Raw genomic sequence first — 12,977 nt, forward strand, 5'->3', positions numbered from 1 at the left:
ACCGGAACGATTCGGTGTCCCCAGGCCGGAAGGGCGACAAGACGTGAGTGAGCGCGGCGAGCGAACCGTTGAGCGCGACGAGGCGGGCGGCGGATCCCTCCCGGTCGAACTCCGGTCCGACTGCACCAGCTGCTTCGGGCTCTGCTGCGTCGCCCTCCCGTTCGCCGCGGGCGCCGACTTCGCGGTCGACAAGGCCGCCGGCACGCCGTGTCGCAATCTTCGGACCGACTTCACCTGCGGGATCCACGCGCGCCTGCGCGACACCGGCTTCCAGGGCTGCACCGTCTACGACTGCTTCGGCGCCGGCCAGCGCGTCTCGCAGGTCACGTACGGCGGGCGTAGCTGGCGGGAGGAGCCGGGAAGCGCGCGGGAGATGTTCGAGGTCTTTCCGGTCGTGCGGCAGTTGCACGAGCTCATGGCGTACCTCGGCGAGGCGCTCGGCTTCGACGCCGCCCGTGCCGTCCACGCCGAGTTGCGGGAGGCCCTGGAGGCCACCGACCGGCTCGCCGGCGGCACTCCGCGGGAGGTCCTCGCCGTCGACGTGAACGCGCACCGGCAGCGCGTCAGCGAACTGTTGCTGCGGGCGAGCGAGCACGTCCGCGCCGCCGTCCCGCGCCGCCGCGAGCACCGCGGCGCCGACCTCTTCGGTGCCCGGCTGCGCGGCGCCGACCTGCGCGGCGCGAACCTGCGCGGGGCGTTGCTGGTCGCCGCCGACCTGGGCGGGGCCGACCTGCGGCTCGCCGACCTGATCGGCGCCGACCTGCGCGATGCCAACCTGGCGGGCGCCGACCTCACCGAGGCCCTCTTCCTCACCCAGGCCCAGCTCAACGCCGCCCGCGGCGACGCGACCACCCGCCTCCCCGCCGGCCTGACCCGCCCGGTCCACTGGCCCGACACGGCCCCGGTCGCCCCGGCTTCCCGGCAGGCCGCCCCGCGCAAGCCCCGCGGTGGAAGCCGTGCCGGCGGCGGACGGCCGCGTCGCCGCTAGCGGCGACGCGGGGGCCGCTGGCGCCGCTCGACCGCCGGGCGCGGTGCGGCCGGCGGGCCCGGCGGTTCACGCCTCGACCGGGCGCTCCAGGTCCGGCCGGCCCTCGGCGTTGGAGTGCGACTCGTAGTCGTACCGGGTCGGGAGGTCCCACTCCTCGCCGGTGACGGCCTCGTGCGCCGCCCGCCCCGTCCCGCCCTGCGCCGCCGCGGCGGCGCGGGCGTAGAGGAAGTGGTCGTCGGGTGCCGGTCGTGCGGCGCGTCGGCGCCCGCGACCGGCAGCCTGCCGAACTCCGCGCGGTCCAGCCGGTACGGCGCCTCGGCCGGCCGCTCTCTCGTCCCGCATGCGATCCCACCTTGCCGTGCGCCCGTGACACTCAACCCTCGGGATGCAACCAGGGAACGATTCTTACCCAAGTAGATTCTTTACCGAGTTCAGCTATGCTGGTGGTCCAGTGTGCGGGAACGACGGTCGGGAGGTCGCGGCGTGGCGGCGGGGATCGACGGCGAGCTGGCGCGGGAGCGGGCCTACGTCGCCCGGTGCCGGGAGGCGCTCGCACGGCAGGTGGACGACGCCGGGTACCAGGTGCTCGCGGGCGAGGACGTGTCCGGCGACGGCGCCAGCGCCGAGGCGCTCGGCCGCTACCTGCGCACCCGGGCCCGGCGGATGGCCGACCTGCCGGACAGCCCGGCCTTCTTCGGCCGGCTCGACTTCGGCGACGCCCCCGAGGCCGGCGACCACCGGCGGCAGCGCTACTACGTGGGCCGCCGCCGGATCTCCGAGGATCCGACCGTGCCGCCGCTGGTGGTCGACTGGCGGGCCCCGGTCTCCCGGGTCTTCTACCAGGCCGGCCCGCACGACCCGCTCGGCCTGGCCGGGCGCCGCCGGTTCGGCTGGGCGCCGGCGAGCCCCGGGGCGCCGGAGGACCTGACCGGCCTGGAGGACGAGCGGCTCGGCGGGCCGCCCGCCGCTGCCCCCGGCGGCATCCTGGCCGCGGAGATCGAGCGCCCCCGGACCGGGCCGATGCGCGACATCGTCGCGACCATCCAGCCCGAGCAGGACGCGCTGGTGCGCGGCGGGCTGGCCGAGTCCGTGTGCGTACAGGGTGCGCCCGGCAGCGGCAAGACCGCCGTCGGCCTGCACCGCGCCGCGTACCTGCTCTACACCCACCCGCAGCGGATCCGGCGCTCGGGCCTGCTGGTGATCGGCCCGAACCGGGCGTTCCTGCGCTACATCGCCGAAGTCCTCCCCGCGCTCGGCGAGATCGACGTCGCCCAGTGCACCGCGGAGGACCTGGTCGCCATCCACCCGGTGCGCGGCGAGGACGACGCGCGCGCCGCGGCCGTCAAGCAGGACGCCCGGATGGCCGCCGTCCTGGAGCGCGCCCTGTACGCCAGGGTCCGGGCGGTGGGCGCCGAGCCGGTGGTCGTCACGGAGGGCTCGTACCGCTGGCGGGTCCCGAGGGAGGCACTGGAATCGATGGTCGCGGAGGTGCGCGGGCAGGGCGTGCCGTACGCGATCGGGCGCGAGCATCTGCGCACCCGGGTGGTGGCGGCGTTGCGGGACCGGGCCGAGCGGCGCACGGGCGTCCGCAGCGGGACGTGGGAGGCGCGGACCGGGCGCTGCCGACCGGTGAAGGAGTTCCTGGACGCCGCGTGGCCGGCCGTCCGCCCGGAGCTCGTGGTGGCCGAACTTCTCGGCGATCCAGAGGTGTTGGCGGCGGCCGCGGCCGGCCTGCTGGATGCGGACGAGCAGGCGGCGATCCGGTGGTCGCGCCCGCCGCGTTCGGAGCGGAGCGCGGCCTGGTCGGCGCACGACCTGTTCCTGCTGGACGAGGTCGCGGGCCTGATCGAGCGGCCGGACGGGTTCGGGCACGTCGTCGTCGACGAGGCGCAGGACCTCTCGCCGATGCAGTGCCGCGCGATCGCGCGCCGCAGCGGCTTCGGCTCGCTCACCGTCCTCGGCGACCTCGCGCAGTCCACCACGCCCGGGGCGGCGCGGAGTTGGCCCGAGCAGTTGGCCCACCTCGGCACGCCGCGGGCGGCGGTGGTGCCGCTGACGACGGGCTTCCGCGTCCCGGCGGCGGTGATGGAGCTCGCCAACCGGGTGCTGGGTGCGCTCGGCGTGGACGTGCCGCCGGCGGTTTCGCTGCGGGCGGGTGGAGAGGTGGCGGTCAGTCAAGTGGCGTCCGTGGAGGAGGAGGTGGCCGGCATCGTCCGCGAGGCGCTCGGCCGCGAGGGCTCGGTGGCCGTGATCGCGGCGGACTCCGCGGCGGCACGGACGGCGGAGGTGCTGGCGGCGGCCGGGCTGCCGGCGGCGACCGCGGACGGGGTCGGCGGGGCGGCCCGGCTCACCGTGCTGCCGGCCTCGCTGGCCAAGGGACTTGAGTACGACCACGTGATCGTCCTGGAGCCCGCCGCGATCGTCGAGGCCGAACCGCGCGGCCTGCACCGTCTCTACGTGGCGCTCACCCGGGCCGTCTCCCGCCTCGACGTGCTGCACGCCCGCCCGCTGCCGGAGGCCATGCGGGCGGGGGCGGCAGCAGGCGCGGGGGCGGCGGGCTAGCGGGTCGGGCGCCCGGGGCCGGCGGCCCGGGCCCAGCCGTGCTCCAGGAGTTCGAAGGCGCGGTCGGCGTCGCCGACGGCCTCGAAGTGGAGCTCGTCGGCGCTCTGGCCGTCCTCGGCGATGCGGTGGTGGTTGTGCTCGGCGAGGACACGCTGGGTCGCGGTGAGCTGGGCGGCCAGGAGCCGCGCCGAGAGCACGCGGGGCGGGGTGACGTCCGGGTCCTCGCGCAGGGCCTCGGCCAGGGACTCCTCGGCCCGCGTGAGGTACTGCGCGCCGCGGGCCACCAGGCCCGGGGTGGAGCGGACGAGCCGGTTGAACGCCAGTACGGCGGGGTGGTCGTTGAGCCCGGTGACCGGGTCGCGCCGGTCCAGCCCGGCCACGAAGTCCCGGTGCAGCGCGCCGATCGCCGTCTCGCCCGGAGCCCGGCCGCGGACCACGTCGGCGGCCTGGTCCTGGTGGTCGGCGAAGCGGTGGACGACCAGGTCCTCCTTGGACGGGAAGTAGCTGAACAGCGTCGGCTTCGACACCTCGGCCGCCGCGGCCACGTCGGCCACCGACACCCGGTCGAACCCGTGCTCAAGGAACAGCGCGATCGCCGCCTCCGAGATCGCCCGCCGCGTCCGTTCCTTCTTCAGCTCCCGCAGACCGCTCACGCGCCCACCTCGCTGCGCTCGGCGGTCGCTTCGCGAAACGCGCACCTCTTGACTGTTCGCTCGCTGCTCTCGCTCACGCGCCCACCTCGTTGCTCTCGCTCATGCCACCCAGGCTAGCAGCGGACTTGACCGAGGAAGGTTTCTGACCCGGTCTGAACGGCTGCCGGGAAAGGGTGCCGGATCAGGCGGTGCGGTCGGCGAGGACCTCGCGGACGACGTGGCGGGCGGCCGCGGTCAGGGTGGGGTTGGTGTGCCGGTAGTACGGGATCGCGATGAGGGCGATGGACAGGGCCCAGGCGCGGGCGCGGGCCCACATGGCGTCGTCGGCGCCGAGGGCGGTGCGGAAGGCGGTGCGGGCCTGGGCGGGCAGGACGGTCCACGCGGCGATGACGTCGACGGTCGGGTCGCCGACGCCCATCAGGCCGAAGTCGATGACCGCACCGAGCCGTCCGGTGGGGGCGAGGAGGAGGTTGCCGGGGGAGAGGTCGCCGTGCATCCAGGTGGCCGGCCCGGTGTAGTCGGGCAGGCGCAGGGCCTCGTCCCACAGGGCCGTCGCGGTCGCGGTGTCGATCGTTCCCGTGAGCCGGGCGAGCGCCGCGCGGGTCGCGCCGTCACGGGCGGCGAGCGGGACGCCGCGGGCCGCGGGCGGGCCGCCGGCCGGGTCGGCGGATCTCAGGCCGGTGATGAACGCGGCCAGGTCGCGGGCGAGTCGGAGTGGCGCGGCGAGCGCACCGACGGCCGGGTTCACGCCGTCGAGCCAGCGGACCACCGACCACTCCCACGGGTAGCCGACGGCGGGCCGGCCGAGGGCTACCGGCGAGGGGATCGGCTGTGGCAGGTGCGGGGCGAGCCGCGGCAGCCAGTACTGTTCGCGGCCGACGCCGTCCGCGGCCCAGCCGACTCGCGGGAGGCGGACGGCGAGGTCCGGGCCGAGCCGGAACATGGCGTTGTCCGTCCCGGCGGAGGCGACCGGGCGGATCGGCAGGCCGACCCACTGCGGGAACTGGGCGGAGAGCAGCCGCCGCACCAGGGCCGCGTCGATGTCCGGTTCGTCGAGGTGCATCCTGGCGGCAGCGCACATGCCCGGCAGCGTACAGCGCGGTTCGCACGGCCAGCAGCCGGATCATCGAACTCCCGTGACAAATTCGGATCATCAGATCACTACGCTGGCGCGATGATCACCACACGGCCGGCGGACGGACAGCCTGGCAGACGGACGGACGCATCGGCGGGCAGGCGCACGATCGAGTGGACGCGCCCCGAGCGCTGGGCGTTCCGGGCCGCGTTCGCCGTCCTGGCCGTCCTGCTGCTCCTGGTCGTGATCGGCCACTACAACAGCCGCTCGGGCGGATACCTCGTCCTGCGGCAGTGGTTCGACCACCCGCTGCTGCTCTGGACCCTGGCGATCCCGGCGCTGTTCGTCGCGGTGCTCAACGTCCCCTGGTGGATGTGGCTCCGGATCCTCTTCGCCACCGTTGTCACGCTGCTGGCGGCCGGGACGATGATGCTCTGGCTCTTCCTCGCGACCTCCACGGTCGTGAAGGGCACCCAGGAGGCGCCGGGCCGCACCGACCGGAAGATCGTGCAGGAGGAGACGGGCTGGGCGCTCGACTCCACCACGGCGTACTACGTCGACGAGGGCACCGGGCTGACCACCCGCCGCTGGCTGATCGCCGACGAGGGCCCGTACGACGATCCGACCGGCACCATCGTCCGCTGGTCCGGCCCGGACCGGATCGAGCTCACCACCGACGGCGGGACCGTCACGATCGGCCTCGCCGCCGACGGCCGGCCGAACCGGGAGCTCCACCTCGGCGGCTGACGTCGAACGGCTCAGCCGAGGGTCACCCGCACCCCGACCGTGCCGCCCCGGCCGAACCGCACCACGTTGGCCGCCAGCGCGACCGCGCACAGCGGGCCGTACTTGCGGCGCAGCAGTCGGCGGTACGCGGGCGCCCGGCTGGCGTCGAGCACGGCGGTGGCCGGGACCTGCTCGCCGAGCAGGGTGCCGCGGATGTCGCACGGCCCGACCAGGACGTCGGTGCGCCGGCGCAGCCGCTTGACCTTGCCGGTGCGGGTGACGGTGGTGAAGACGAGTGCGTCGCCGTCCCGGGCGACCCACACCGGCGTCGGCACGCCGGTGCCGTCCCGCCGGAAGGTCGTGAACAGCAGGTACTTGGCGGAGGCGAGACGGTCGAGCCGCGCGGCACGCCCCGCCTCCAGGGAAGGGGAGGTGTCCATGCCCGCCACCGTAGGGAGGCGCAACGGAGCACCGCTCAAGCCCGGTTGGAGCCGCGGCGGCGAACCCGCCACGCCCGGCCGCCCCGGGTGCGGCCGGGAGCCGTCCGCGGCACCTGCCAGAATGCAGGGCGTACGGCGAACGCACTGAAGGAGAAGGTGACCGGCTTCGTGACCACGCCAGTCGATGAGCAGTCCCGGCGGGCCCAGCGGGCGATCGAGCGGAAGATCGCCGAGGAACTGGGCGTCCGCGACGGGCAGGTGACGGCCGCCGTCGACCTGCTCGACGGCGGCGCGACCGTCCCGTTCGTCGCCCGATACCGCAAGGAGGCCACCGGCTCCCTCGACGACGCGCAACTGCGCACGCTGGAGGAGCGGCTGCGCTACCTGCGCGAACTGGAGGAGCGCCGCACCGCCGTCCTGGAGTCGATCGAGGCCCAGGGCAAGTTGGACGACGCGCTGCGCGCGCGGGTCCTCGCGGCCGACTCCAAGGCCCGCCTGGAGGACATCTACCTGCCGTTCAAGCCGAAGCGGCGCACCAAGGCGCAGATCGCCCGCGAGGCCGGCCTGGAGCCGCTCGCCGACACCCTGCTCGCCGATCCCTCCCAGGACCCGGCCGCGCTGGCCGCCGGGTACCTCAACGAGGCCGTGACGGACGGGAACGCGGCCCTGGAGGGCGCCCGCGCGATCCTGGTCGAGCGCTTCGGCGAGGACGCCGACCTGGTCGGCTCGCTGCGCGAGCGGATGTGGACCCGCGGCCGGCTGGTCGCCCGGGTGCGGGACGGCAAGGAGCAGGACGGCGCCAAGTTCGCCGACTACTTCGACTTCGCCGAGCCCTACACCAAGCTCCCCTCGCACCGCATCCTCGCGATGCTGCGCGGCGAGAAGGAGGAGGTGCTCGACCTCGAACTGTCCCCGCTGGACGGCGACGAGGACACCGACCTGCCCGGCGCGACCGACTACGAGCAGCGCATCGCCGCCCGCTTCGGCATCGCCGACCGCGGCCGCCCGGCGGACAAGTGGCTCGTCGACACCGTCCGCTGGGCCTGGCGCACCCGCATCCTGGTGCGGCTCGGCATCGACCTGCGGGCCCGGCTGCGCGCCGAGGCCGAGACCGAGGCGGTGCGCGTGTTCGCGGCGAACCTCCGCGACCTCCTGCTCGCCGCCCCGGCCGGCACCCGCGCCACCATGGGCCTGGACCCGGGCTTCCGCACCGGCGTGAAGGTCGCCGTCGTGGACGCCACCGGCAAGGTCGTGGCGCACGACACGATCTACCCGCACCAGCCCGCCAACAAGTGGGACGCCTCGCTGGCCACCCTGGCGGCGCTGGCGAAGAAGCACGGCGTCGACCTGATCGCGATCGGCAACGGCACCGCTTCCCGCGAGACCGACAAGCTCGCCGAGGACCTGCTCAAGCGCCACCCCGAACTGGGGCTCACCAAGGCGATGGTGAGCGAGGCCGGCGCCTCCGTGTACTCGGCCTCCGCGTTCGCCTCGCAGGAGCTGCCCGAGCTGGACGTGTCCATCCGCGGTGCGGTCTCCATCGCCCGCCGCCTTCAGGACCCGCTCGCCGAACTCGTCAAGATCGACCCCAAGTCGATCGGCGTCGGCCAGTACCAGCACGACCTGAGCGAGGTGTCGCTCTCGCGCTCGCTGGACGCCGTCGTCGAGGACTGCGTGAACGCCGTCGGCGTGGACGTCAACACCGCCTCGGCGCCGCTGCTGACCCGCGTCTCCGGCATCACCGGCACGCTCGCCGACAACATCGTGGCCCACCGAGACGCCAACGGCCCGTTCCGCACCCGCAAGCAGCTCAAGGACGTCGCCCGGCTCGGTCCGAAGGCGTTCGAGCAGTGTGCGGGCTTCCTGCGCATCCCCGGCGGCGACGACCCGCTGGACGCCTCCAGCGTGCACCCCGAGGCCTACCCGGTGGTGCGCCGCATCCTCGCCGCGACCGGCGGCGAGCTGCGCGAGCTGATCGGCAACGGCGAGCGGCTGCGTGCGCTGCGCCCGGCGGACTTCGCCGACGACACCTTCGGCATCCCGACCGTCACCGACATCCTCGGCGAGCTGGACAAACCGGGCCGCGACCCGCGCCCGGCGTTCCGCACCGCCGTCTTCAAGGAGGGCGTCGACAAGATCGGCGACCTGGAGGTCGGCATGGTGCTGGAGGGCGTGGTCACCAACGTCGCCGCGTTCGGCGCCTTCGTCGACGTGGGCGTCCACCAGGACGGCCTGGTGCACGTCTCCGCGCTGTCGAGGAACTTCGTCAAGGACCCGCGCGAGGTGGTCAAGCCGGGCGACATCGTGAAGGTCCGGGTCACCTCGGTGGACGTGCCGCGCAAGCGGATCGGGCTGACGCTGCGCCTGGACGACGAGCCCGGCCGCGGCGGGGACCGCGGCGGCGAGCGGGGCCGCAGTGGCGGCGACCGGCAGGCCCGCCCGCCGCGCCAGGACCGGCGCGGCCAGGGCGGCCAGGGCGGCCAGGGCGGCTCCGGCGGTGGCACCCCGCCGGCGAACAGCGCCATGGCGGACGCGCTGCGCCGGGCAGGCCTGACCGGGGGTTCGGGCGGTCAGGGCGGGCGCGACGGCCGCCGCTCCGGGCGGCGCTGAGCGGAACCCGGAACCCGGAACCCGGAACCCGGAAAGCAGAACGCAGAACCCGGAACGGCCGGGGCCGGCAGGCACAGCGCCCGCCGGCCCCGGCCGTTCCGCCGTTTCCGCTCACCCCGGGAGCCCGTCCTCGGCCCGCTGGTACTCCTCGGCGGAGACGAGGCCCTCGTCCTTCGGGTCCGCCAGTGTCGCCAGGTCGTCGACGTGGCCGCGCCCGCCGCCGTCCGCCGCCGTCCGCCGGGCCCCGGAGGTCCCGGCCGCGTCCCGGACGTACGCCTGGACGACTGCCTCGGCCTGCTGTGCCCGGGGGAGGTCCCGCTTCCCCATGCCCTCACCGCGTGCGATCGGGCAGGCGAGTACGCCGATCAGCGGCAGGACGATCACCAGGACCGGCCAGCCGGCCTTGCGCCGGTCGCTCACGTCAGGGCTGCGGAAGACGTCCGTGATGATCTTGGACAGCAGGAAGGACCGGCGCACCCGGAGGAACGGCTCCAGCATCGTCCGGAAGATGTCGAGCGCCGGCTGGTCCACGGCCGGCGAGGCGGCCAACGAAGAGGTGTCCACGGCCGAGTCATCTCATCGGAAGACGGACGGTGCGCACTGCTGCTTGGCCGTTCCGCCGATCTTCGCCCGGCGTGGGAACGCCGCTGCGGGACGCGGTCTCAGCCGAGCCCCGCCCGTCGCCGCAGCTCCACCGCGAGCCCGACCAGCTCGCCCCACCAGGCCTCGTGCGAGTCCACCAGGAGCCGCTGAGCCGCGGCCGCCGGCAGTGCGCGGACCTCGACGACCTGCTCGCCGTCCGAGGGGTTGGTCGGCGCGGAGTCCAGCGCGACCTCCGCCCAGCCCCACAGCCACGCCTTCTCCGGGTGCGGCTGCCAGGGCCGGTAGGGCGTCGGGTCGTCCGTGCGGCAGCGGTGCGCGCCGAGCCAGGCGGGCTCGCCGAGCAGCCGGGCGCCCGCCTCCTCCGTGAGCTCGCGCCGCAGGCAGTCGGCGACGGTCTCGTCCCGTTCGCGCGTGCCGCCGGGCAGGAACCAGTGGTCCCGGTCGTCCCGGCAGAGCACCACGCCGCCGTCCGCGAAGCCCACCAGGTGGATGTTGGTCACCAGCCCGTCCGGCGGCAGCTCGGTCGAGAACCGCGCGTCGTACCTGCCCCAGGCCCAGTACTGGGGCGCGTGCAACGCGGGGAAGAGCGCGGCGAGTTCGGCGGCTCTGGCGGAGGGGTCGGTGGCGGTCCGGTCCGTGGTATCGGTCATTCGGTGATCGTAGTGCCGGCCGGGAAACGGCGGGGGACACCGGGATGGACGCGAGAGAGGTCGGCGGTGGCGATGGCGCGCGGCCGCCGGGGTTGGGCCACGCCGCGCGGCGCGGACACCCAACTCCCCAGCGAGATCTCTGCGGTGATGCCGGGTCCGAAGCCGGCGATCAGCCCGTGGGTGCCGTCGGCCGCGCCGCCGTCGGCGAACAGCCGGGCCAGTGCGTCGAAGACGACGGCACTCGCGATGTTGCCGCGCTCGCTCAGCGTGGCGCGGCTGTAACGGAACATCGCCGGATCGAGGTTGAGGAAGTGGCACAGGTCGTCGAGGATGCGCGGGCCCCCGGCGTGGACGATGTAGAAGTCGAGCCCCGACACGTCCCAGCCGTGCTCGCCGGCCAGGCCGCGCAGGGCGGGTGCGAGCATCTCCATCGTGCCGGGCACCCGCCGGTCGAGCTGGAAGTGGAAGCCGGTGTCCCTGACCCCGTAGGAGATCCAGTTCTCGGTGTCCGGGACGAGGTGCGAGCCGTTGCGCTCGACCGACACCCCGGTGCCGCCGTGCCCGCGCATCACCACGGCGGCGACGGCGTCCCCGAACAGGCCGTTGGAGAGCAGCGAGCCGACGCCGAGGTCGGTCGGCTGGTAGCACAGCGAGCAGAACTCGCAGGCCACGATCAGCACGTTGGCGCCCGGGTAGGCGCGGCAGAAGTCGTGCGCGCGGTTGACGGCGGCGCCGCCGGCCGCGCAGCCGAGCTGGGCGATCGGCATCTGGCGGGTGTCCGGGCGCAGGCCCATGGTGTTGATGAGCCAGGCGGTCATCGACGGCATCATGAAGCCGGTGCACGACACGTAGATCAGGAGGTCGACGTCCTGGGCGCCCAACTGGGCGTTGCGCAGGGCCGCTTCGACCACCTCGGGGACGCGGCGCTTGGCCTCCCGCTCGTAGACGGCGTTGCGGGCGGTGAAGCCGGGGTGCCGCAGGGTCTGCTCGATGGGCTGGACCAGGTGCCGGGTCCGCACGCCGGTGTTCTCGATCAGCCGTAGCGCGAGACCGAGTTGGGGGTGGCCGGCGTGCATCGCGCGGGCCAGGTCGAGGGTCTCGTCGAGGGTGATGACGTGCTCGGGCACGGCGATGGCGGGGCGGCAGAGTGTTGCCATGGGTACGCGATCTCCCCTGGGTGGCCCGCGGGCGGGCCGACGGGCGGCCGGGCCCGGCGCGCGGGGCGGGCCGGTGCCTGGTGGTGGTGGCGGTGGACGGGCGGGCACGCGCGACGGCGCGGCGGGTCACCAGGCGAGCGGCAGGACCCGCGGGTAGCGCCAGATGGAGCCCGTCCGCCAGTCGAGCTCGGCCGGCGGCACGGCCAGGCGCAGCCCGGGGAACCGCCGCAGCAGCGTGCCGATGGCGACCTGGAGCTCCATCCGGGCCAGGTGGGCGCCGAGGCAGTGGTGCTGGCCGTACCCGAAGGTCATGTGGGTGGGCGCGCCGCGGTCGAGGTCGAGCTCGTCGGGCCGCTCGTAGACCGCCGGGTCGCGGTTGGCGGCCAGGTAGGAGACGTGCACCGGCTCTCCGGCCCGGACGAGCACCCCGCTCAGCTCGACGTCCTCGGTGGCGACCCGGGCGATGCCGACGCCCTGGCGGAACGGGATGAAGCGCAGGAGCTCCTCCAGGGCGCGGGGCAACAGGTCCGGCTGGGCGCGGAGCTTGGCGAGCTGCTCGGGGTGGGTGAGCAGGGTGTAGGTGATGTTGCTGAGCTGGTAGGTGCTGGTGTCGTGGCCGGTGACCAGGAGCACCATCGCCATGACGGCCAGCTCGTCGTCGTCCAGCAGCTCGTCGCCGTCGCGGGCGGTGGCGAGGGCGCTGACCAGGTCCTCGCCGGGGGTGCGGCGGCGGGCGGCGGTCAGCTCGGCGAAGTAGGCGCGCAGCGCGGCCTTGGCGCGCTCCTGGCCCTCGCGCCCGTCCGGGCTCATGGCCATCATCGCGACGGCGTGGCCGCGCAGTTCGGCGCGGTCCTGCTCGGGGATGTCGAGCATCTCGCAGATGGTGGTGAGCGGGAGCCGGGAGGAGAGGAAGTGCACGAGGTCGGCGGGGGCGCCGTGTTCGGCCATCTCGTCGAGGTACCCGTCGACGATCCGCTGGGTGCGCGCCCGCATCCGCTCGACCTGGCGGTTGGTGAAGCCCTGGGCGACGAGGCGGCGCAGCCGGTTGTGGGCGGGCGGGTCCATCAGGTTGATCGCCTCGGCCTGGGCGATCGGGGCGGGCGTCATGCGGGGGAGGTCCCGCCCGATGCCGGCGGCGCGGCTGAAGCGGCGGTCGGTGGTGACGGTCCGGACGTCCTCGTAGCGGGTGGCCAGCCAGGCCTCGCCCTCGCCGTGCGGCAGCCGGATCCGGGCGACCGGGGCCTCGGTGAGCAGCCGCTTGAGGAGGGGGTCGAACTCCAGGCCTTCGGTGTGGTTGAAGGGGCAGTCCCACACGGGGGCGGAGGTAGTCACGGGCCGATCCAAAGGCTGAAGGTGATGCCGCCCGGAGGGGATGACCCGTCCGGGCGCGGACACGCAGATGTTCCCCCATGGGCTGGCAAAAATGTGGGTGAGAAGGCCAGTTACCTCGAACGAGTTAGATGGATGATTTTCGTGTGAATCAGGGGAGTTGAGCGGGGCGGTGCGCGACCGG

12 protein-coding genes are annotated in these 12,977 nt (G+C 74.6%); 4 read left to right on the top strand and 8 right to left on the bottom strand.

All coding sequences use genetic code 11. The features are described from left to right. The first annotated feature begins 43 nt into the window (after nucleotides 1–43). The gene (locus AB0C76_RS22760; RefSeq protein ID WP_359968302.1) at nucleotides 44–988 is read left to right on the top strand and encodes a pentapeptide repeat-containing protein; all 945 of its coding nucleotides are present in this window, start codon (nucleotides 44–46) and stop codon (nucleotides 986–988) included. A 66-nt stretch (nucleotides 989–1,054) separates the two neighbouring features. Here the strand turns inward: AB0C76_RS22760 and AB0C76_RS22765 are convergent, their stop codons facing one another. Further along, the gene (locus AB0C76_RS22765; protein ID WP_359968305.1) at nucleotides 1,055–1,330 is read right to left on the bottom strand and encodes a hypothetical protein; all 276 of its coding nucleotides are present in this window, start codon (nucleotides 1,328–1,330) and stop codon (nucleotides 1,055–1,057) included. Between the two features lie 141 nt (nucleotides 1,331–1,471). Between AB0C76_RS22765 and AB0C76_RS22770 the strand changes: the two genes are divergently transcribed. Further along, nucleotides 1,472–3,550 carry an AAA family ATPase gene (locus AB0C76_RS22770; RefSeq protein ID WP_359968308.1) on the top strand — a complete coding sequence of 693 codons (2,079 nt, stop codon included), beginning with the start codon at nucleotides 1,472–1,474 and terminating at the stop codon, nucleotides 3,548–3,550. Here AB0C76_RS22770 and AB0C76_RS22775 read toward each other — a convergent pair. Both AB0C76_RS22775 and AB0C76_RS22780 read right to left on the bottom strand, forming a co-directional pair. Continuing rightward, nucleotides 3,547–4,203 (bottom strand): TetR family transcriptional regulator, encoded by a 657-nt coding sequence (locus tag AB0C76_RS22775; RefSeq protein WP_359968311.1) that lies wholly within the window; start codon nucleotides 4,201–4,203, stop codon nucleotides 3,547–3,549. The two genes, AB0C76_RS22770 and AB0C76_RS22775, sit on opposite strands and share 4 nt — an antisense overlap. Nucleotides 4,204–4,384: 181 nt before the next feature. Continuing rightward, a complete protein-coding gene (locus AB0C76_RS22780) occupies nucleotides 4,385–5,284 on the bottom strand; it encodes an aminoglycoside phosphotransferase family protein (RefSeq protein ID WP_359968314.1) in 900 nt (299 codons plus the stop codon). Between the two features lie 93 nt (nucleotides 5,285–5,377). Between AB0C76_RS22780 and AB0C76_RS22785 the strand changes: the two genes are divergently transcribed. Further along, nucleotides 5,378–6,025 carry a hypothetical protein gene (locus tag AB0C76_RS22785; RefSeq protein WP_359968317.1) on the top strand — a complete coding sequence of 216 codons (648 nt, stop codon included), beginning with the start codon at nucleotides 5,378–5,380 and terminating at the stop codon, nucleotides 6,023–6,025. Nucleotides 6,026–6,036: 11 nt separating this feature from the next. On the opposite strand, the gene AB0C76_RS22790 is transcribed toward AB0C76_RS22785, so the two are convergent. Beyond that, nucleotides 6,037–6,444 carry a PPOX class F420-dependent oxidoreductase gene (locus tag AB0C76_RS22790; RefSeq protein ID WP_359968320.1) on the bottom strand — a complete coding sequence of 136 codons (408 nt, stop codon included), beginning with the start codon at nucleotides 6,442–6,444 and terminating at the stop codon, nucleotides 6,037–6,039. 168 nt (nucleotides 6,445–6,612) lie between these two features. On the opposite strand from AB0C76_RS22790, the gene AB0C76_RS22795 reads away from it, so the two are divergent. After that, complete coding sequence (locus AB0C76_RS22795; RefSeq protein ID WP_359968323.1) at nucleotides 6,613–9,054, top strand: Tex family protein; 2,442 nt, start codon at nucleotides 6,613–6,615, stop codon at nucleotides 9,052–9,054. 111 nt (nucleotides 9,055–9,165) lie between these two features. On the opposite strand, the gene AB0C76_RS22800 is transcribed toward AB0C76_RS22795, so the two are convergent. The 4 genes from AB0C76_RS22800 to AB0C76_RS22815 form a co-directional block, all read right to left on the bottom strand. Next, the gene (locus AB0C76_RS22800) at nucleotides 9,166–9,618 is read right to left on the bottom strand and encodes an SHOCT domain-containing protein (RefSeq protein ID WP_359968326.1); all 453 of its coding nucleotides are present in this window, start codon (nucleotides 9,616–9,618) and stop codon (nucleotides 9,166–9,168) included. Nucleotides 9,619–9,716: 98 nt separating this feature from the next. Continuing rightward, entirely contained in the window at nucleotides 9,717–10,307 is a 591-nt protein-coding gene (locus tag AB0C76_RS22805; protein WP_359968329.1) for an NUDIX domain-containing protein, read from the bottom strand. Further along, a complete protein-coding gene (locus AB0C76_RS22810; protein ID WP_359968331.1) occupies nucleotides 10,304–11,464 on the bottom strand; it encodes a type III polyketide synthase in 1,161 nt (386 codons plus the stop codon). The genes AB0C76_RS22805 and AB0C76_RS22810 overlap by 4 nt, the downstream gene beginning before the upstream one ends. 126 nt (nucleotides 11,465–11,590) lie before the next feature. After that, nucleotides 11,591–12,796: a cytochrome P450 gene (locus AB0C76_RS22815; protein ID WP_359968334.1), complete on the bottom strand. Its 1,206-nt coding sequence runs from the start codon at nucleotides 12,794–12,796 to the stop codon at nucleotides 11,591–11,593. Nucleotides 12,797–12,977 lie beyond the last annotated feature (181 nt).

The organism is Kitasatospora sp. NPDC048722 (assembly GCF_040650235.1).
Taxonomy (GTDB): Bacteria; Actinomycetota; Actinomycetes; order Streptomycetales; family Streptomycetaceae; genus Kitasatospora.